The organism is Streptomyces sp. A2-16 (assembly GCF_018128905.1).
Classification (GTDB): Bacteria; Actinomycetota; Actinomycetes; order Streptomycetales; family Streptomycetaceae; genus Streptomyces.
This window is the reverse complement of sequence record NZ_CP063808.1, coordinates 6105925-6124254: the sequence shown is the minus strand read 5'-3', so window position 1 is coordinate 6124254 and position 18330 is coordinate 6105925. Positions and strand designations below refer to the sequence as shown.

Here is an 18330-nt window from a genome sequence, read left to right as displayed (position 1 = left end):
CCACCTCCCCCTCGACCCCCTCGACGGTCGGTCAAGGAATGCCCGGGCCATGCGGCGCGCAATCGAGCGCAAGGGTGTACACGGGGAGCGTGCGACGGAGCACAGCAGGTCAGGGCGCCGTTCCCGTATTTTTTACGGGTAAAACACCTGCTAAGGTTGTTGTTCATGAACGCTCGTCTCCCGCTGGCCGGTGTGCTGCGCCTGGGCAGGCCCTCCGACATCTGGTTCAAGCCCGCCCTGAGCGTGGTGGTCGCGGTCGCCCCGCCCAACCTGACCCTGCTGGCCCTCGGCCGGCTCGACCTGGCGATGTACACCATGGCCGGGTCCCTGTGCGCGCTGTACGCCCACAACCGGCCCTACGCCGCCCGGGCCCGCGCGCTGGCCGGGGTGGTGCTCGGCATGGTCGCAGGACTCGGCGTCGGCCTGGTCGCCGCCTCCCTCACCGGCAGCGCGGTCGTGCTGGTCACCGTCGGGGCGCTCGTGGCCGCCGTACAGAAGACGCTCTGCGACGCGACCCGGATCGGCCCGCCGGGTCATGTCGTGCTCACCTTCATCAGCTCCGCCTCCCTGTTCGTCCCGCAGACCCTCCCCCAGGTCCCCGGCCACCTCGCCCTGGCCCTCGCGGCGGGCGGCTGGGCCTGGCTGGTCGGCATGGCGCCGGGCCTGTTCCGGCCGCACGGCCCGGAGCGCCGGGCCACCGCCCGTGCCCTCGACGCGGCTGCCGCGCACGCCGAGAACCCGCGCTCCCCGGTGAGCGCAACCGCCCACGCCGCCGTCCAGGCCGCCTGGCAGACCCTGCTCTCCGCCGGAGCCCGCTCCGAGACCCGGCGTGCCCTCGAACGCCTCGTCGTGCGTGCCGAGGTCGCCCTCGCCGCCCCGGCCGACGCCGACCGGGCCCGCCTGCGCGCCTGGGCCCGCGCACTGCGCGGCACGGCACCGGTCCCGCGGACGGAAGGCGAGGAACTCCTCGCCGCCGACGAACTCCTCGGTGCCGAGGCCGAACTCACCGCTCCCGCCCATCCGGTGTGGCGCATGCTCGCCCCGATCGCCGTGCGCACCGCCCTGGGCTGCGCCCTCGCCGGGTACGCCGCCCTGGCGCTCGGCGTCGGTCGCCCCTACTGGGCCCTGGTCACCGCGGCCTCCCTCTACCAGGCCAATGTCACCCTCACCTGGAGCCGGGCTGTGCAGAGGGTCGTCGGCAACCTCGTCGGGGTGCTGGTGTTCGCCGCCCTGGTCCCGCTCGCCCACCTCGGGCCCGCTGCCCTCGTCCTGTGCTGCCTCGCCCTCAACTTCGGCGCCGAGGCGCTCATCGGCCGCAACTACTGGCTCGGCAGCATCTGTGTGACCCCGATGGCCCTGCTCATCACCGAGTTCGCCGGGTACCAGGAGCCGGGCCGGCTGATCACCGACCGGGTCGTGGACACCCTCGTCGGGGCGCTGGCCGGATTCGTCGCCGCCCTGGCCGTCACCAACCGGCGCGCGGGCGACCGTGTCGAGCTGTCGCTGGCCGCCGTGGAACGCGCCCGGGACCACGCGGCCCGTCTCCTGGCCGAGCCGCACCCCGACTTCGGCGCCCTGGACACCGCCCGCCGCGCCCTCGCCACCGCCCTGGTCGACCTGCGCGCGACCGTCGAGGCGGCATCCGGCGAATGGTGGCTGCGCGCCCTGCCCCTGGAGAGGGTCGTGCACGCCGAGCGGGCCGGACACCGTACGCTCGCCGCGACGATCCGGCACCACAGAGCGGAGGGCGTACGTCCATGACGGCACCGAACGGCCGACCGGCGGACCCGACGAGAAACGACACCGTCGCCGCCGTCGTCCGGCAGTGGCAGACCGTCCACCCGGGCCTCGACACCGGCCCCATGGAGATCATCGGCCGCGTCAACCGCTGCGCCGCCCTCCTCCAGCAGGCCGAGGACGCCCCCCTGCGCCGGGCGGGTCTCAGCCGCCCCGAGTTCGACCTGCTGGGCGCTCTGCGCCGCACCGGCCACGAGCTCACCCCCGGCGACCTGGCCCGCGAGACCTTCTCCTCCGGCGCCGCCGTCACCAAGCGCCTCAAGCAGCTGACCGAACGGGGCCTGGTCGAGCGCCGGGGCGACACCCGCGACCGGCGCGTGGCCCACGTCCGGCTCACCGAGGCCGGACGTGACCTGGTCGACGGGATCCTGCCCGAGCAACTGGCCTACGAGACGGCCGTCCTGGCCGTGCTGACCCCCGAGGCGCGGGACGAACTCGCCGCCCGGCTCGGCGAACTGCTCGGCCGGCTCGAGGGCAGCCTGGGCGTGCTCCGCGCCTGACGCCCCCGACCTGCGGTTTCGGAAGTTTCGAAGCCCGCCGCCTGTTGACGCGGTCCACCCGCGCTTCCTACGTTCGTCCAGGTCGGTGCGGATCATCGACTGTCGTACGGAATGTCGAACGAAGGATGGATGCCGTGGCAGCCGAAGGTCCCGCCCGCGAGAAGCTCACCATCGACCTCGGCACCGAGACCGGCCCCTTCCACGGAGGGGCGAGCGGCACGCTCTACGGCCTCTACGGCGACGGCGTGCCCAGCCGTGTGGTGGTCGAGGGCATGTACCCGCGCACGGTGACGACCAAGGCCCAGGACGGCGCCCAGCACCCCGGCGGCGACGCCCTGGAGATCCTGCCCCCGTTCGTCGCGGCGGGCGGCAAGGACGTCTACGTCTACCTGCCCGACTTCTACCGGGGGTTTCCGTACGAGTGGCCGGGCGCCACCGGTGCGGAGCGACTGGCCGGACACCTGGACGTGATCCGCCGCCAGGTCGAACACGTCCTGGCGCTGGGGGAGTCGAGGTCCCACATCGTGTACGTGCCGTTCAACGAACCTGAGGGCAACATGTTCGGCGAGGGGGAGTGGAGCTACGACCGGGTCTCCTGGCGGACCGCACCGGAGCACTACTTCGCCGCCTGGGAGGCCGCCCACCGCCTCATCAAGGACCTCGACCCGCACGCGCGCGTGGCCGGACCCAACACCTGCGTCCTGTACCCCGAGGTCAGGGACTTCCTGGAGTTCGCGAAGGCGCACGACGTGCTGCCCGACATCGTCACCTGGCATGAACTGTCCTCGCCCGCCGAGGTCCGCACCAACGTCGCCAAGTACCGGGAGCTGGAAAGGGAGTTGGGCATCGGCCCGTTGCCCGTCAACATCAACGAGTACGCGCACAACTACCACGTCTCAGTCCCCGGCCAGATGATCCAGTGGATCGCCGCGATCGAGGAGTCGAAGGTCGACGCCGACCTCGCCTACTGGAACATCGCGGGCAATCTCAACGACTCGGCGGTGGAGGCGAACAAGGCCAACGGCCAGTGGTGGCTGTACAACGCCTACGGACAGCTGAGCGGGAACACCGTGCGGGTCGTCGCCCCGCACCCCAACGTGCAGTACACGCTTCAGGGCGTCGCCACCCTCGACCGGGACAAGCGCCAGGCCCGGGCGCTGCTGGGAGGAGCGGACGGCACGGCGGACATCGTGTTCGAGGGCGTGGACGCCGAGGTGTTCGGGGACGTGGTCCACGTACGGCTCACAGAGATCCGCTGGACGGGCCAAGTGGGCGCCGGAGCACCGCCCCTGCGGCTGCGGGACGAGGAACTCCCGGTCCACGACGGCGAGGTGACGGTGCGTCTGGACGGCCTCGACGCGATGTCCGCCTACCAGGTGATCCTGTCGCCGGGCGGCAACGGGGCCGAGTCCTTGCCGCCCGCGGTGCGCTGGCGGCACACGTACGAGGCCGAGGACGCCCGCTACACGGGCGGCGGTTACGCGAGGAACGGGCCCGAGGGGTCGCCGTCCGCCGTCGACCGGTTCGCCACCTCCGGCGGCTACCACGTGGGCGGACTGCGCACCGGCTCCGACGGTGTGCTCGCCTTCGACGTCGAGGTCCCGCAGGCCGGGACGTACGACCTCATGGTGTTCGCGGGCTCGCACAACCTGGCCGACCTGGTGCGCGAACAGGGGCCCACCAACGTCTTCCTGCGCGTCGACGGCGAGAACCCGCGCGAACTGCGGCTGCCGCTCGGCTACAAGCCGGCGGTCTGGGGCCACACCGACACCCGCGCGGAGCTCACCGCGGGCCGCCACCGGATCACCCTCGCGGCCCAGGACCCCGACCTCGGGGCGACCAGGGGCGACGCGGCCGTCGACAAGCTGGACCTCGTGCTGCGGGAGGAGGACGACATCGCGCTGTACGACGCCGAGTTCGCGGACCTCGCCGGTGGCGCCCGGGTCAGCCACGCCCACCGCGGTGCCTCGGGACCCGGGGTCGCCGTGCTCCCGCGGGGAGGCACCGTCACCTTCTGGGTGCACGCGACCGACGACGGCGAGGCCTCCGTGACCGTCGACGCGCTCGGGCCCGGGGAGGGCGTGCTGAGCGTCAACGGCGAGGAGACCGGGCGTGTCGAGCGCGGCGCGGTACCGCTCTTCCTGGCCGGAGGCGTCAACAAGGTGACCGTCACCGGGACGTCGGACCGGCTGATCGTCGACCGGCTGCGGATCGGCCCCTCGCGCGGTCTCCTGCCGGCCACCGTGTACGCCGCCGAGGAAGGCGTCATGACCGGCGCGGCGAGGGTGGCCGGGTTCCCGTACGCCGTGGGCGGCAAGGCGGTCGACGGCGTCGGTGCCGGACCCGCGAACGCGCTCACCCTGACCGTCACGGCGGACCGCGCCGGCCGCCACGCGCTGACGATCCGCTACTCCAACGGCGAGCAGCCCCCCTCCACCCACTACAACCCGGACCCGGTCTGCCGTCACGCCGACATCGGCGTCAACGGGGCGCCCGCCCGGCGCGTCCTGTTCCCGACCACCTTCCACTTCAACAACTTCTGGAACCTGTCCGTGCCCGTCACCCTGCGGCCGGGCCCGAACACGCTCACCTTCACCGCGGACGAGCTCCCGGACTTCGCCGGCGACGTCGGGGACACCAGGAACGGGTTCGGCCGGCGCTCCGCCTACGCCCCCGTCATCGACCAGGTCACGGTGACACCGCTGGCCCTCGGGGACTGAAAGCCCGTCACCCCCGGCCGGCCGGCGCCGCCAGCTTGCGCAACCGCCGCCAGTTCAGGCGCGGTTGCCTGGCCGGCACACCTGGTCGCTTCCTCGGGACACGGACCCTTAGCGCCCCGGGCGCGATGCGGCAGTGGACCGGGGTGGGCAGCACCAGGGCCTCGCCGTCGACGCCGACCTCGATCTCCGGACGGTCGGCGTCGACGACGACCTCCCGGGCGGACAGGACCGCCAGACCCTCCGGATCGGGGTCGAGGAGCAGGGCCGCCGCCTCGGCGGCGCTGTCCACCCTGACGCCGAGGATGCCGAGCAGCCCGGAGTCGAGCCGCTCACGGCGGCCGAGGCCCACCGGGTCGCCGGTGCGGTAGGCGTTGTTGCTCACCAGTACGGCCTGCGGACCGTCGATCGTGGTGGCGTCGACCCGCGCGGTCAGATGCGGGCCGCGCTGCCGGGTGAGCAGGTCGGGGAGCAGCTCCAGAGTCGTGCCGATCTTGTCGTCGCGGTAGGCGGGACTCTGGACGACGGCCGCGTACGCGCCGAAGGAGGCGTTGTTGACGAACGGGTGGTCCGCGACGAAGCCGAGATCCACGCGGAGTTCGACACCGTCGGTGAGCGCCTCCAGACAGGTCGCGGGGTCGGTGCGGTCGAGACCGAGGTCCATGGCGAAGTGGTTGCGGGTGCCGGCGGAGACGACGAGGAACGGCAGGTCGTGTTCGGCGGCGACGGCGGCCACCAGCGCCTGGGTGCCGTCCCCGCCCGCGACGCCCAGCAGGTCGGCGCCCTCGGCCACGGCCGCCCGGGCCAGCGCGGTCACGTCCTGCTGCTCCTCCGGGTCGAGCAGGACGACCCGTGCGCCCAGCCGTTCGGCCTTCTCCCGCAGCCCGAACTGCTCGACCTTCCCGCCTCCGGAGCGGGGGTTCATGATCAGGAAGGGCCGCCGCACGGACCGCGCCCGGTGCTCCTTCATGCGCTTCGGGCGGGTACCGGCGCTGCGCAGTGCGTAGCGCCCGCTCCACACGGCCATGCTCCACAGCACCGGCGACAGCACGATCACCCATCCCAGGGTGATGACGAAGAGGACCAGGACCAGGGCGGGCGTGACGACCGCCAGCGCCGCCGCCAGCCAGCGTTCCGGGCCGCGTCGCGTCAGCGTCCACCACATCGCCGCCGCCGTGACGGCCGCGCCCGCGAGCCCGGCCGCCAGCAGCAGGACGCCGCCCAGACCGCCGTAGGCGAGGGGGAGCAGTACCGCGAGGGCGGCCGTCGCCAGGGACGTCCTGGCCGCCCATCTCTGCCTGCGAAAGGCCGGGGCGTTCACGTCCACGCTCATGTGCTCCTCCACTGCTCGACGCCCTGGGGCCACGGCGGTCGGCGGAGCATATCCAAGTGGTCGCAACGGCAGGCACCGCGCGTGATGCCGGCGGCCGGTGGACGGTGGGTTCAGATTCCCGGGCGACTGCGGATCGGATGGTCCGCCGGGACCTCCACCAGCACGATTTGCGTCCCGTCCGGGTCCGCCACCCACATCTCGACCAGTCCCCACGGCTCCTTCACCGGTGGCCGCACGATCTCGACGCCCTTGTCCAGCAGTTCCCGGTGCGCCGCGGTCACGTCGGCGACCTGGAGCCACAGCCGGACGTCCGCGGCAGGCGGCGCCTCGGAGCGCCCGGACAGCTCCAGGAACCCGCCGCCGAGGAAGTAGACGGTGCCCCGCTCCGGCCCCGTGCCGAACTCGCGGTACACGGCGAGGCCCAGCTGATCGCCGTAGAAGACTCGGGAACGCTCCGGATCCGTGGGCCGCAGCAGGACGCGGCCGCTCAGTACGTGCACCATGCGGGCGAGCCTATCCGGGGCGCTACTCTCGAGCCTGCCCGAGTTGTGCCCCCGAAGTGGAGATGCGCCCCATGGACACCACCGCCGGCCTCACCTTCCGTGATGCCACCGACGCCGATGTGGACGCGCTGGTCGCGTTGGTCGAGTCGGCGTACCGCGGGGACGCCAGCCGGGCCGGGTGGACCACCGAGGCGGACATCCTGGAGGGGCAGCGGACGGACCCGGAGGGTGTGCTCGCGGTCATCAAGTCGCCCGACAGCCGGTTGCTGACGGTGGAGCGGGACGGACGGGTCGTCGCCTGCTGCCAGCTCGAACACCGGGGCACCCACGCGTACTTCGGGATGTTCGCGGTCAGCCCCGTGCTCCAGGGCGGCGGTCTCGGCAAGGTGATCATCGCCGAGGCGGAGCGGATCGCGCGGGAGACCTGGGGCGTCACCGAGATGCACATGACCGTGATCTCCGTGCGCGAGGACCTCATCGCCTGGTACGAGCGCCGCGGCTACCGCCGTACGGGAGAGATGACGCCCTTCCCGTACGGCGACGAGCGCTTCGGTGTGCCGCAGCGCGACGACCTTCGGTTCGAGCTGCTGGTCAAGCCGCTGGTGTGACGTTCCTGCCGCGGTTCAGGCGGTGAAGCGTCCGGTGCGTTTGATCTCCGGGTAGTCGGTCGTCGCGCCGTCCAGCTCCAGGGCCCGCACCAGCCGAAGGTGGTCCTGGGTGTTCACCACCCAGCCGATGATCCTCAGGTCCGCCTTGCGGGCCGCCTCGACGACCTCCAGGGTCAGCCTGCGGATGTTCAGGCAGACCGTCCCCGCACCGGCCTCGACGGCGCGGTCGACGATGTCGGGGCCGAACCGGCTGCCGATCAGCGCGGTCCGTACGCCGGGGACCAGCCGGCCGATCTCGGCGATCGCCTCGTCGTGGAACGAGGACACCTCGACCCGGGAGACGAGATCCCTCCGGAGCATGACCTCGGCCAGCGCACGGGCGGCCGCGATGTCCTTGATCTCGGCCTGGAGCGGCGAGCGCACCGCGTCCAGGACCTCCTCGAACGTCGGGACGCGCTCGCCGCGGCCCGCGTCCAGGGCGCGCAGTTCGGCGAGGGTCTTCTCGGCGATGGGGCCGGTTCCGTCGGTCGTGCGGTCCACGTCGGTGTCGTGCATGACGACGAGGGCGCCGTCCTTGCTCAGATGCAGATCGAGTTCGATGACGTCGAGGCCGGCCTGCTGGGCGGCGACGAAGGAACGGAGGGTGTTCTCGGGTTCGGTACCCATGACTCCGCGATGACCGATGGTAAGGAAGTTCAAGGTTCAACTCGCTTCCGTCGACGGCGGCTCGGTGCAGAGCCGCAGCCTAATGGCTACGCCGTGTGATGTACCCGTGCGTACGCGAGGGATCGCGGTGACGTACGGGGAAACGATCTCCCGTACCCGGAATCGCTGTGTTCATGGCACTCGACAGGAAAAAGTTCGGTGACCATTGGGTCGCGCAGGATAACTTCCCGTAACCGCTCTTGCTGGACGGAAGCTCGTATGTATACGGTCTCCATACGCGAGGTTCTCCTGTGGAGGATGGGACATGACGGAAATTCTTGTGCAGGCGGCGTCGGAGGACCTGGTTCCTCCCGTGACCAGGGTGGTGGAGCACCCGGCATGGCCCGTGCTCAAGGATGCCGTGGAGCGGATCCGGCCATGGCAGTCCAAGGACGGGTCGATCGACTTCGAGGCCGAGGGTGCGCCCGCGCGCGCGGACGCCGAGGAGGCCGTACGGCGTGTCGCCGACGCGGTGCAGGAGCTGTCGCCCCTGCTGCCGCACGACGCCGACTACCACTCGGCCCTGGTGAAGGACCTCGGGCGCTGGTCCGAGGGCGGCTTCGAGGTGCCCGACTTCCTCGACTCCCTGCTGGCCTTCCAGCCCGCCGCCAACCGCGCGGACGGCCTCCAGCACCTGGTCGTCTTCCCGATGTACACGCAGAACGGCAACCCGGACCGCAACCTGGAGGCGGTCGTGCTGCGCATGGTCTGGCCCGAGTGGCTGGCCGAGCTGGAGCGCACCCGCTACGACAACCCGCTGTTCTGCGGCATCAAGTTCGAGGACTTCACGGCCGGCTACGACACCAACTCGGCCGTCCTGTTCCCGGAGACCATCGCCGTGCGCGAGGCGCCGGAACGGTTCTCCTGGGGCGGTATCTTCTGCGACCGCGAGGCCGCCCGCTTCCGCCGGGTCACCGACGCCGCCGTCGACATCCTGGGCCTGGAGCTGCCCGAGGACGTCGCCGCGATGGTCCACGACCAGAAGCGCTGCGAGGAGGCCTTCGTCCTGTGGGACATGGTCCACGACCGCACCCACAGCCACGGCGACCTGCCCTTCGACCCGTTCATGATCAAGCAGCGTCAGCCGTTCTGGATGTACGGCCTCGAGGAGCTGCGCTGCGACCTCACCGCCTTCAAGGAGGCCGTGAAGCTCCAGGAGGACGGCGTTCCGCAGGCTCGTGACGTGCAGTACGCGGTCCTCTTCGACCGCATGTTCCGCTTCCCGGTCACCGGTGAGCGCGTGCGCAACTACGACGGTCTCGGCGGCCAGCTCCTCTTCGCCTACCTGCACAAGCACGACGTCGTCCGCTGGACCGACAACAAGCTGTTCATCGACTGGCAGCGCGCCCCGCAGGTCACCAACCAGCTGTGCGCCGAGATCGAGGACCTGTACCGAGCGGGCATCGACCGCCCGAAGCTGGTCCACTGGTTCGCCGCGTACGACCTGGTGTCGCAGTACCTCGCCCCGCACCCGGGCTCCAGGTGGGCCAAGGGTCCCGACGCCCTGGACCTGTCGCTGCCGCCCCGGAAACTCGTCGATGACGTGCTTCCGGACGAGTTTCCGCTGAGCATGTTCTATGAGGCCCTCTCCAAGAAGCTCAAGAACGTGATCGCCTCCACGCGGGGCATCACGGCGGAGAGTGCCGAGCGGGTCGCCGCGTGAGCGACCGCACCACAACAGCTCAGGAGGCGAAGCGCATGGTGGGGAACGGAGCTCTCAGCGGTGCGGTGATCGCGGTGGCCGGCGCGGGCGGTCCCGCGGGCCGCGCGGCGCTGCTGCGACTGGCCGAGGCGGGCGCGACCGTCGTCGGCGCGGACAACGACCCGGAGCGGCTCGCGGAGGCCGTGGACGCGGCACGCTACGCCTCGGGCGGCGCCACCGTGACCGGCGAACCGGTCGACCTGCTCGACCTGGACTCCACCCGCGACTGGGCGGCGCACATCGAGAAGGACTTCGGCCGAATCGACGGCCTGGTCCACCTCGTCGGCGGCTGGCGCGGCAGCGAGACCTTCGTCAAGTCGAGCCTGGACGACTGGGACTTCCTGGAGCTGCTGCTCATCCGCACCGTGCAGCACACCTCCCTCGCCTTCTACGAGGGCCTGCAGCGCAGCGATCGCGGCCGCTACCTCCTGATCAGCGCCGCCGGCGCGACGAAGCCCACCGCGGGCAACGCCTCCTACGCCGCCGCCAAGGCCGCCGCCGAGGCGTGGACGCTCGCCCTCGCCGACGCCTTCCGCAAGGCCGGGGGCCCCGACGGGCCGACGTCCGCGGCTGCGATCCTGGTGGTGAAGGCACTGGTGCACGAAGCCATGCGCGCCGAGCGGCCCAACGCGAAGTTCGCGGGCTTCACCGACGTCAGGGAACTGGCCGAGGCGATCGCCGGTGTCTGGGAGAAGCCCGCCGCCGAAGTGAACGGAAAACGTCTGTGGCTGACCGAGAAGCCGTGAACCCACCGAGGACCGACGCGCGTCGCCATCACGACCCGCAGGTCCGCGGCTTCGCCAGCGACAACTACGCCGGGGCCCACCCGGAGGTGCTCGCCGCATTGGCCCTCGCCAACGGCGGGCACCAGGTCGCGTACGGCGAGGACGACTACACCGAGAACCTCCAGAGGATCGTCCGCAGCCACTTCGGGGCCACGGCGGAGGCCTTCCCGGTCTTCAACGGCACCGGAGCCAACGTCGTCGCGCTCCAGGCGGTCACCGACCGCTGGGGCGCGGTGATCTGCGCCGAGAGCGCGCACATCAACGTCGACGAGGGCGGCGCCCCCGAGCGCATGGGCGGCCTCAAGCTGCTCACCGTCCCTACGCCGGACGGCAAACTCACGCCCGAGCTGATCGACAGGCAGGCCTACGGCTGGGACGACGAGCACCGCGCGATGCCGCAGGTCGTCTCGATCACCCAGAGCACCGAGCTGGGCACCCTGTACACGCCCGACGAGATCCGCGCGATCTGCGAGCACGCCCACGCGCACGGCATGAAGGTCCACCTGGACGGCTCCCGCATAGCCAACGCGGCCGCCTCCCTGGACGTCCCCATGCGCACGTTCACCAACGCGGTCGGCGTCGACATCCTCTCCCTGGGCGGGACGAAGAACGGCGCGCTGTTCGGCGAGGCGGTCGTGGTGATCAACCAGGACGCCGTCTCCCACATGAAGCACCTGCGCAAGCTGTCCATGCAGCTCGCCTCCAAGATGCGCTTCGTGTCGGTGCAGCTGGAGGCCCTGCTCGCCAAGGACCTGTGGCTGCGCAACGCCCGCCACGCCAATGAGATGGCCCAGCGCCTGGCGGAGGGCGTCCGCGCCGTCCACGGCGTCGAGATCCTCTACCCCGTGCAGGCCAACGGCGTCTTCGCCAAGCTCCCGCACGACGTGAGCGAGCGCCTCCAGAAGCGCTTCCGTTTCTACTTCTGGGACGAGGCCGCGGGCGTCGTGCGCTGGATGTGCGCCTTCGACACCACCGCGGACGACGTGGACGCGTTCGTGGCGGCGCTGAAGGAGGAGATGGCGCGCTGAGGCCTGTCCGGCGGATCGTGGCGGGTGAGGTGACGCCGGACGATCCGCCGGACCGGCCCCGGTCGCGTGCCGGGGCGGTGATCGCCTGTGCTTGCATGCCGGTGTGGACAAGACAGCGCTCCGGGTCCGGCCGAGGACCGATGAGGACGTCGAAGCATGCGTACGGGCACTGGCCGAGGTGCACCACCGTGACGGCTATCCGGTGAACTGGCCCGCCCGGCCGGGCGAGTGGCTGACGCCCGCGGCGGCACTGGGCAACTGGGTCGCCGACCTGGACGGACAGGTGGCGGGCCACGTCGGGCTCTCCCGCGCCTCCGAAGGCGATGCGGCCCCTGACCTGTGGAGCGAGCGCAACGGCGCGTGCAGGGAACAGGCCGCGGTGGTCGGGCGGTTGTTCGTCGCCCCGCGGGCGAGAGGGCACGGGCTCGGCGCGCTGCTGATGGGCCGGGTGACGGAGGAGGCACGGCACCGCGGCCTGCACCCGGTGCTCGACGTCGTCGCCTCCGACACCGCCGCGGCTGCCCTGTACGAACGGCTGGGCTGGACGAGGCTGGCCACGGTCGAGCAGCGGTGGAGCCCGTACCAGGTGGTGACCGTGCACTGCTTCTCCGCATAAATATACTGAGCTCTGTAAATAAATTGACCCCGAGGTGATCGTCTTCCTATGCTCTGCGGGCATGGAGCTGATCCAGAACACCCCGGACCTTTCCGCGTACTTGGCCTCCGACGAGGTCATCGACCATGACCACCCGGTCGTCCGCGAGGCAGCCGCACGTCTCGCCAGGGACGCCGTGGACTCGTATGCCTATGCGCGACTGGCCTTCGAGTTCGTCCGCGACGCGATCCCGCACTCCCACGACTCCGGTGACCCCCGTGTCACCTGGCGGGCCTCCGACGTCCTGGAGCAGGGCACCGGCATCTGCTACGCCAAGGCCCACGCGCTGGCCGCCCTGCTGCGCGCCGAGGACATCCCGACCGCGTTCTGCTACCAGAGGCTCGACGTGGTGCACGGTCTGGTCGCCGTGCGGTTCAACGGCGCCTGGCACCGCCAGGACCCCCGCGGCAACAAGCCCGGTGTGGACGCCCGGTTCTCGCTGGACGGCGAGCGGCTGGCCTTCACGCCCGAACCTGAGTCCAACGAGATGGACTACCCGGTCCTGTACGCTGAACCCCACCCGGTCGTCCTGAGCGTCCTCAAGGCCGCCCCCGACCGGGCGTACCTCTGGAAGACGCTCCCCACCGCACTCTGAGGCACCCGATGACTCTCTCCCTGACCGTGTCCGACGAGGTGCGCGCCCTCGCACCCGGCTTCACGCACCTCGCCGTCGAGGCCCACGGACTCGTCAACGGGCCCAGCACCGACGCCAGTTCCGCGCTCCTCGACGACGCGGCCCGCCGTCTCGCCGTACGACTGGACGGGCGCGCCCCGCACGAGGACCCGCACATGGCGGCCTGGCGGGAGGTGTACACGGCGTTCGGTTCCAAGCCGTCGCGCACCCGCAACTCCGCGGAGGCGCTGGCGAAGCGGGCCCTGTCGGACGCCGGCCTGCCCCGGATCAACCTCCTGGTCGACCTCTACAACGCGATCAGCGTCGCGCACCTCGTCCCCGTCGGCGGAGAGGACCTCGACCGCGTCCGGGGCGGGATGCGCCTCGTACGGGCCACCGGTGACGAGCCCTTCGTGACGGTGGCCGGAGGCGAGGAGATCGTCGAGCACCCCGACGCGGGGGAGGTCGTCTGGCGCGACGACGCAGGCGTCACGTGCCGACGCTGGAACTGGCGCCAGGGCCCCCGCACCAGGCTCACGGAGGAAACCGTCTCGGGAATCTTCCTGTTGGAGAGCCTGGCGCCGATGCCGGTGCGGGATGTCGAGAAGGCGGCCACCGAACTGGCCGAACTGCTGGAGAAGTTCAGCCCGGGTGCGCGCATCGAGGCAGCGGTTCGCTGACGCGCCCCGTCGGCAGCGCGGGGCCGGGCCGATGGGCGGCTCGGCCGCGGGGGCACGGCCGACCGCCACGGATCCGCGACCGGACGCCTACCGCGCCTCGGCCTCCCGTACCGCTTCCGGCGTAGGCGCCGTCCCTCCGAGGTGCGCCGGCATCCACCATGTGTCGTCCGGCCCCTTGGGCCGTACCGGGTAGGCGCGCTGAGCGGCTTCGAGGAGCTCGTTGACCCGCTCCCGGACCTGGCGCGTGATGGCTCCGGCGTACTTGTCCCGGGACGCCTCGATCGCCTCCCCGACCCGGATCGTGATCGGGATGTGGCTGCGCTTGAAGTTGCGGGGGTGCCCCTTGGTCCACAGCCGCTGCGTACCCCACACGGCCATGGGGATCAGGGGGACACCCGCCTCCTGGGCCATCCGCGCCGCGCCCGACTTGAAGCTCTTCAGCGTGAACGACTGCGAGATGGTCGCCTCCGGGAAGACCCCGACGATCTCGCCCGACCGCAGCGACTCCAGGGCGTGGGCGTACGCCGTCTCGCCCTGCTTGCGGTCGACCGGGATGTGCTTCATCCCGCGCATCAGCGGACCCGAGACCTTGTGGCGGAAGACGGACTCCTTCGCCATGAAACGCACGAGTCGTTTCTGCGGGAGCGCGGCCAGGCCGTTGAAGACGAAGTCCAGGTAGCTGATGTGGTTGCTCACCAGCACGGCGCCGCCCGAGCGCGGGATGTTCTCCGAACCCTTGCAGTCGATCTTGAGGTCCCAGGCCTTGAACAGCGCCTGGGCGAATCCGACGACGGGACGGTAAACAAGCTCTGCCATGGGCGGGGTGAGCCCTTCCTGCTCTGCGCGGGAACTCCCGGCATTAAGTTACGCAGCCGTAGGTTTACGGCATCTCGCAGATCGTGCCCGAAGAACGGGCGGGGAGCCAGTCCTGGTGCCCGGCCGGGGAGAGATTCTCGTCACGTCGGCCCTTGATCCACCTTGGGCTTTTAAGCCTCCTTTACTCCGCGCGTACCGCTACCCGCCGCACGAGCAGGTACATCTCGCATCCCAGGCAGTACCCGAACGTGGCGTTGAGGAACGCGGCCGCGAGCGCTGCTCCGGTGGCGACGAGTCCGAGCCACTCCGGCCCGATTCCGTACCCCACCAGTCCCAGGCCCGCGAAGGCGAGGCCCACCGCCTGCGCGAATCGCGGCGGTTCCGGTGCCTCGAACTCGGTCGGCGGCCCGATCCGCGGCCGTACGGCCCTGCGGAAGACCCAGCCGTACGGCGAGCGGGCCACCCCGCCGGCCGCGCCCAGCGCGAACGCCAGCGTCTGCCAGGCCAGCAGCCAGACGCTGCCCGTGATCAGAACGGCCGCCAGAACGACGGTCGTCACGGCCGCGCCGAAGCGGGGCCCGCGTGCATCAATGTCCATGAATCAAGCATTCCGCAGCGGGAAGGCAGGGGGGAGTCGGGAATCTTTGCAGTCTCGTGAATGCTTGTGCGGGTGATGACCGGACTGGTGGTGTGCGTGGCGGTGCTCGCTGTGGCGAGCGCCTTCGGAGTGCTGCAGCGGCGGCGGAGCGGGAGAGTGCGGGTGCGCGGGCGCGACGACGGAAAGCGGCTCGGCGCTGCCGAGCTGGGCGAGGACCTCGGCGAGCGTGCCACGCTCGTCCAGTTCTCCAGCGCCTTCTGCGCGCCCTGCCGGGCGACCCGGCGGGTGCTGGGCGAGGTCGCCGGCATGGTCCCGGGCGTGACCCACGTCGAGATCGACGCCGAGAAGAACCTCGACCTGGTCCGTGCGCTCGACATCCTCAAGACCCCGACCGTGCTCGTCCTCGACGCCGACGGCCGGGTCGTACGGCGGGCCACCGGGCAGCCGCGCAAGGCGGACGTCATAGCGGCGATCGGGGAGGCCGTGTGACCGAGGGCGCGCTCACGGTGAGGCATCTCCCACATCGCGGAACGTACTTGACTGCGCACCGCACGTATCGTCAGCCTGACCGTATGCCTACGGAACTCCTTCTGTTCGGGCGGGTCCACGTCGACCTCGCCCGCACCGCGAGCGCGCGCTGTCCGGCCTGTTGAGCAGCCACGGTCCCGCTCGACACTCCTCGCAGAAGGAACCCCGTATGACCGCCACGTCCGACCTCGGCAGCCCGCGTCTCGCCTCTCCCGACCTCCTGCGCTCCGTCTTCCGGCGGCACGCGGCGGGGGTCGCCGTGATCACCGCGCGCGGTGACACCGGCCCGGTCGGCTTCACCGCCACCTCCCTCGCCTCGGTGTCCGCCGAACCCCCCATGCTGTCCTTCGGGATCGGCACGGGCGCCTCCAGCTGGCCGGCGGTGTCCCGGGCCGAGCACGTGGGGGTGCACATACTCGGCGAGCACCAGGAGGAGCTGGCCGCCACCTTCGCCCGCAGCGGCGCCGACCGCTTCGGCGCGCCCACCTCCTGGCGCGAGGGACCCGAGGGCGTCCCCGTCCTCGACGACGTGCTCGCCTGGATGGTCTGCCGGGTGCACGCACGCGTGCCCGCCGGTGATCACCGCATCGTGCTCGCCGAGGTGCGGCTCGGTGACCCCGCGGGCGCCGGGCGGCCGCTGCTCTACCACCAGGGCCGGTTCAACGGCCTGCGCGACTGATCGGCTCGTCGGCTGCTCGGCCGGTGTGCGGGGCCGTCGAGTTCCGATTACGCTGCGTTGCAAAGGTCACAGTTCAAAGCGCTTGCTTAGCGGGCAGGAACTGGTTGTACTGGTGAGTAATATTGCGGTCGGAGCGCAGCCAGCCCCGACCGGGATCGGCCGCTTGGGGCGCCTATGCTGCCTGCAAGAGGCAGCCGAGAAATGACGAGGCAGTAGGAGAGCCGGCGTGAGCTTGAGGATCGTTGTCACTGTGAAGTACGTGCCCGACGCCACCGGCGACCGGCACTTCGCCGATGACCTGACCGTCGACCGGGACGACGTGGACGGTCTGCTCTCCGAACTGGACGAGTACGCGGTCGAGCAGGCGCTGCAGATCTCGGAGAACTCCGACGACGACGTCGAGGTCACCGTTCTGACGGTCGGCCCCGAGGACGCCAAGGACGCGCTGCGCAAGGCGCTGTCGATGGGCGCGGACAAGGCGATCCACGTCGAGGACGACGACCTGCACGGCACCGACGCGCTGGGCACCTCCCTGGTGCTGGCCAAGGCGATCGAGAAGGCCGGCTACGACCTGGTGGTCTCCGGCATGGCCTCCACCGACGGCACCATGGGCATCGTCCCGGCCCTGCTGGCCGAGCGCCTGGGTGTCCCGCAGGTCACCCTGCTGTCCGAGGTCTCCGTCGAGGACGGCACCGTGAAGGGCCGCCGTGACGGGGATGCCGCCTCGGAGCAGCTGGAGGCCTCCCTCCCGGCCGTGGTCTCGGTGACCGACCAGTCGGGCGAGGCGCGTTACCCGTCCTTCAAGGGCATCATGGCGGCCAAGAAGAAGCCGGTCGAGTCCTGGGACCTGTCGGACCTGGACCTGGAGGCCGGGCAGGTCGGCCTGGAGGGCTCCTGGACCACGGTCGACTCCGCCGCGGCGCGCCCGGCCCGTACCGCGGGCACGATCGTCAAGGACGAGGGCGAGGGCGGCAAGCAGCTCGCCGAGTTCCTCGCGAGCCAGAAGTTCATCTAAGGGTTCTGGCCCGCTGAGGCTCAACCCCCCTTCCGCCCCTCAGACTTCGCAATCCGCAGGAGAGCATTCCCATGGCTGAAGTTCTCGTCTACGTCGATCACGTGGACGGTGCCGTCCGCAAGCCCACCCTGGAGCTGCTGACCCTGGCCCGCCGTATCGGCGAGCCCGTCGCCGTCGCGCTGGGCAACGGCGCCGGTGACACCGCCGCCGCCCTCGCCGAGCACGGCGCGGTCAAGGTCCTCACCCACGAGGCCGCCGAGTACGCCGACTACCTGGTCGTTCCCAAGGTGGACGCGCTGCAGGCCGCCGTCGAGTCTGTGTCCCCGGCCGCCGTGCTGGTCCCCTCCTCCGCCGAGGGCAAGGAGATCGCCGCCCGGCTGGCGCTGCGCATCGGTTCCGGCATCATCACCGACGCCGTCGACCTGGAGGCCGGCGACGAGGGCCCGGTGGCCACCCAGTCGGTGTTCGCCGCCTCCTTCACCACCAAGTCCCGTGTCTCCAACGGCACTCCGGTCATCACGGTCAAGCCGAACTCGGCCGCCGTGGAGGCCGCCCCGGCCGCCGGCGCGGTCGAGGCGCTGGCCGTGACCTTCTCCGCCGCCGCGACCGGCACCAAGGTCACCGCGCGTACCCCGCGTGAGTCGACGGGCCGCCCGGAGCTCACCGAGGCCGCGATCGTGGTCTCCGGTGGCCGTGGTGTCAACGGCTCCGAGAACTTCGCGATCATCGAGGCCCTCGCCGACTCCCTCGGCGCTGCCGTCGGCGCCTCCCGCGCCGCCGTCGACGCCGGCTGGTACCCGCACACCAACCAGGTCGGCCAGACCGGCAAGTCCGTCTCCCCGCAGCTGTACATCGCCAACGGCATCTCCGGCGCGATCCAGCACCGCGCGGGCATGCAGACCTCCAAGACCATCGTCGCGGTCAACAAGGACGCCGAGGCCCCGATCTTCGACCTCGTCGACTACGGCGTCGTCGGCGACCTCTTCGACGTCGTCCCCGCCCTCACCGAGGAGATCAACTCCCGCAAGGGCTGATCCCGCTCCGGGCGCACGAGGCCCCCGCGACCGC

At 71.2% G+C, this 18330-nt stretch carries 19 protein-coding genes; 14 read left to right on the top strand and 5 right to left on the bottom strand.

The genetic code is table 11. The annotated features are described in order from the left end of the window. The first annotated feature begins 165 nt into the window (after window positions 1–165). The 3 genes from IOD14_RS27470 to IOD14_RS27460 all read left to right on the top strand — a co-directional run bounded on the left by IOD14_RS27470 (window position 166) and on the right by IOD14_RS27460 (window position 5017). A complete protein-coding gene (locus IOD14_RS27470) occupies window positions 166–1761 on the top strand; it encodes an FUSC family protein (protein WP_212671815.1) in 1596 nt (531 codons plus the stop codon). Beyond that, on the top strand, window positions 1758–2297 hold the full coding sequence (locus tag IOD14_RS27465; RefSeq protein ID WP_123987488.1) for a MarR family transcriptional regulator: 540 nt from the start codon (window positions 1758–1760) through the stop codon (window positions 2295–2297). Before IOD14_RS27470 ends, IOD14_RS27465 begins: the two co-directional genes overlap by 4 nt. A 125-nt stretch (window positions 2298–2422) precedes the next feature. Continuing rightward, entirely contained in the window at window positions 2423–5017 is a 2595-nt protein-coding gene (locus IOD14_RS27460) for a cellulosome protein (protein ID WP_212671814.1), read from the top strand. Window positions 5018–5024: 7 nt separating this feature from the next. Here the strand turns inward: IOD14_RS27460 and IOD14_RS27455 are convergent, their stop codons facing one another. Beyond that, on the bottom strand, window positions 5025–6347 hold the full coding sequence (locus IOD14_RS27455; protein ID WP_212671813.1) for a diacylglycerol kinase family protein: 1323 nt from the start codon (window positions 6345–6347) through the stop codon (window positions 5025–5027). 110 nt (window positions 6348–6457) lie between these two features. Further along, window positions 6458–6850: a glyoxalase superfamily protein gene (locus tag IOD14_RS27450; RefSeq protein WP_123987485.1), complete on the bottom strand. Its 393-nt coding sequence runs from the start codon at window positions 6848–6850 to the stop codon at window positions 6458–6460. 71 nt (window positions 6851–6921) lie between these two features. Here IOD14_RS27450 and IOD14_RS27445 point away from each other — a divergent pair, with 71 nt between their 5' ends. Next, a complete protein-coding gene (locus IOD14_RS27445; RefSeq protein ID WP_123987484.1) occupies window positions 6922–7458 on the top strand; it encodes a GNAT family N-acetyltransferase in 537 nt (178 codons plus the stop codon). Window positions 7459–7473: 15 nt separating this feature from the next. Here the strand turns inward: IOD14_RS27445 and IOD14_RS27440 are convergent, their stop codons facing one another. Then, window positions 7474–8157: a glycerophosphodiester phosphodiesterase family protein gene (locus IOD14_RS27440; RefSeq protein ID WP_123987483.1), complete on the bottom strand. Its 684-nt coding sequence runs from the start codon at window positions 8155–8157 to the stop codon at window positions 7474–7476. Window positions 8158–8428: 271 nt separating this feature from the next. Between IOD14_RS27440 and IOD14_RS27435 the strand changes: the two genes are divergently transcribed. The 6 genes from IOD14_RS27435 to IOD14_RS27410 all read left to right on the top strand — a co-directional run bounded on the left by IOD14_RS27435 (window position 8429) and on the right by IOD14_RS27410 (window position 13626). Next, a complete protein-coding gene (locus IOD14_RS27435; protein ID WP_123987482.1) occupies window positions 8429–9826 on the top strand; it encodes a DUF6421 family protein in 1398 nt (465 codons plus the stop codon). Between the two features lie 35 nt (window positions 9827–9861). Then, a complete protein-coding gene (locus IOD14_RS27430) occupies window positions 9862–10611 on the top strand; it encodes an SDR family oxidoreductase (protein WP_123987481.1) in 750 nt (249 codons plus the stop codon). Next, on the top strand, window positions 10608–11678 hold the full coding sequence (locus IOD14_RS27425) for a low specificity L-threonine aldolase (RefSeq protein WP_212671812.1): 1071 nt from the start codon (window positions 10608–10610) through the stop codon (window positions 11676–11678). The genes IOD14_RS27430 and IOD14_RS27425 overlap by 4 nt, the downstream gene beginning before the upstream one ends. Window positions 11679–11781: 103 nt before the next feature. Continuing rightward, the gene (locus IOD14_RS27420; protein ID WP_212671811.1) at window positions 11782–12294 is read left to right on the top strand and encodes a GNAT family N-acetyltransferase; all 513 of its coding nucleotides are present in this window, start codon (window positions 11782–11784) and stop codon (window positions 12292–12294) included. Between the two features lie 61 nt (window positions 12295–12355). Continuing rightward, window positions 12356–12928, top strand: a complete 573-nt coding sequence (locus IOD14_RS27415; RefSeq protein WP_212671810.1) for a transglutaminase domain-containing protein — start codon at window positions 12356–12358, stop codon at window positions 12926–12928. Window positions 12929–12936: 8 nt separating this feature from the next. Further along, complete coding sequence (locus IOD14_RS27410; RefSeq protein ID WP_123987477.1) at window positions 12937–13626, top strand: phenylalanine--tRNA ligase beta subunit-related protein; 690 nt, start codon at window positions 12937–12939, stop codon at window positions 13624–13626. An 87-nt stretch (window positions 13627–13713) separates the two neighbouring features. Here IOD14_RS27410 and IOD14_RS27405 read toward each other — a convergent pair whose 3' ends face one another. Together IOD14_RS27405 and IOD14_RS27400 are read right to left on the bottom strand one after the other, a co-directional pair. Continuing rightward, window positions 13714–14442: a lysophospholipid acyltransferase family protein gene (locus IOD14_RS27405; RefSeq protein ID WP_020137079.1), complete on the bottom strand. Its 729-nt coding sequence runs from the start codon at window positions 14440–14442 to the stop codon at window positions 13714–13716. Window positions 14443–14623: 181 nt separating this feature from the next. Beyond that, on the bottom strand, window positions 14624–15040 hold the full coding sequence (locus IOD14_RS27400) for a DUF4395 domain-containing protein (RefSeq protein WP_212671809.1): 417 nt from the start codon (window positions 15038–15040) through the stop codon (window positions 14624–14626). Window positions 15041–15115: 75 nt separating this feature from the next. Here IOD14_RS27400 and IOD14_RS27395 point away from each other — a divergent pair, with 75 nt between their 5' ends. The 4 genes from IOD14_RS27395 (at window position 15116) to IOD14_RS27380 (ending at window position 18296) form a co-directional block, all read left to right on the top strand. Then, on the top strand, window positions 15116–15529 hold the full coding sequence (locus IOD14_RS27395) for a thioredoxin family protein (protein WP_123992513.1): 414 nt from the start codon (window positions 15116–15118) through the stop codon (window positions 15527–15529). A gap of 208 nt (window positions 15530–15737) precedes the next feature. Beyond that, complete coding sequence (locus IOD14_RS27390) at window positions 15738–16247, top strand: flavin reductase family protein (protein ID WP_123987475.1); 510 nt, start codon at window positions 15738–15740, stop codon at window positions 16245–16247. 226 nt (window positions 16248–16473) lie between these two features. Then, window positions 16474–17262, top strand: coding sequence for an electron transfer flavoprotein subunit beta/FixA family protein (locus IOD14_RS27385; RefSeq protein ID WP_123987474.1), 789 nt, complete (start codon window positions 16474–16476; stop codon window positions 17260–17262). A 71-nt stretch (window positions 17263–17333) separates the two neighbouring features. Then, a complete protein-coding gene (locus IOD14_RS27380) occupies window positions 17334–18296 on the top strand; it encodes an electron transfer flavoprotein subunit alpha/FixB family protein (protein WP_123987473.1) in 963 nt (320 codons plus the stop codon). The last annotated feature ends 34 nt before the right edge of the window (window positions 18297–18330 follow it).

Coding starts and splice junctions, on each gene's coding strand:
- IOD14_RS27470 (WP_212671815.1), top strand. CDS start 166: ATGAACGCTCGTCTCCCGCTGGCCGGTGTGCTGCGCCTGGGCAGGCCC.
- IOD14_RS27465 (WP_123987488.1), top strand. CDS start 1,758: ATGACGGCACCGAACGGCCGACCGGCGGACCCGACGAGAAACGACACC.
- IOD14_RS27460 (WP_212671814.1), top strand. CDS start 2,423: ATGGATGCCGTGGCAGCCGAAGGTCCCGCCCGCGAGAAGCTCACCATC.
- IOD14_RS27455 (WP_212671813.1), bottom strand. CDS start 6,347: ATGAGCGTGGACGTGAACGCCCCGGCCTTTCGCAGGCAGAGATGGGCG.
- IOD14_RS27450 (WP_123987485.1), bottom strand. CDS start 6,850: ATGGTGCACGTACTGAGCGGCCGCGTCCTGCTGCGGCCCACGGATCCG.
- IOD14_RS27445 (WP_123987484.1), top strand. CDS start 6,922: ATGGACACCACCGCCGGCCTCACCTTCCGTGATGCCACCGACGCCGAT.
- IOD14_RS27435 (WP_123987482.1), top strand. CDS start 8,429: ATGACGGAAATTCTTGTGCAGGCGGCGTCGGAGGACCTGGTTCCTCCC.
- IOD14_RS27430 (WP_123987481.1), top strand. CDS start 9,862: ATGGTGGGGAACGGAGCTCTCAGCGGTGCGGTGATCGCGGTGGCCGGC.
- IOD14_RS27415 (WP_212671810.1), top strand. CDS start 12,356: ATGGAGCTGATCCAGAACACCCCGGACCTTTCCGCGTACTTGGCCTCC.
- IOD14_RS27410 (WP_123987477.1), top strand. CDS start 12,937: ATGACTCTCTCCCTGACCGTGTCCGACGAGGTGCGCGCCCTCGCACCC.
- IOD14_RS27405 (WP_020137079.1), bottom strand. CDS start 14,442: ATGGCAGAGCTTGTTTACCGTCCCGTCGTCGGATTCGCCCAGGCGCTG.
- IOD14_RS27400 (WP_212671809.1), bottom strand. CDS start 15,040: ATGGACATTGATGCACGCGGGCCCCGCTTCGGCGCGGCCGTGACGACC.
- IOD14_RS27395 (WP_123992513.1), top strand. CDS start 15,116: ATGACCGGACTGGTGGTGTGCGTGGCGGTGCTCGCTGTGGCGAGCGCC.
- IOD14_RS27390 (WP_123987475.1), top strand. CDS start 15,738: ATGACCGCCACGTCCGACCTCGGCAGCCCGCGTCTCGCCTCTCCCGAC.
- IOD14_RS27380 (WP_123987473.1), top strand. CDS start 17,334: ATGGCTGAAGTTCTCGTCTACGTCGATCACGTGGACGGTGCCGTCCGC.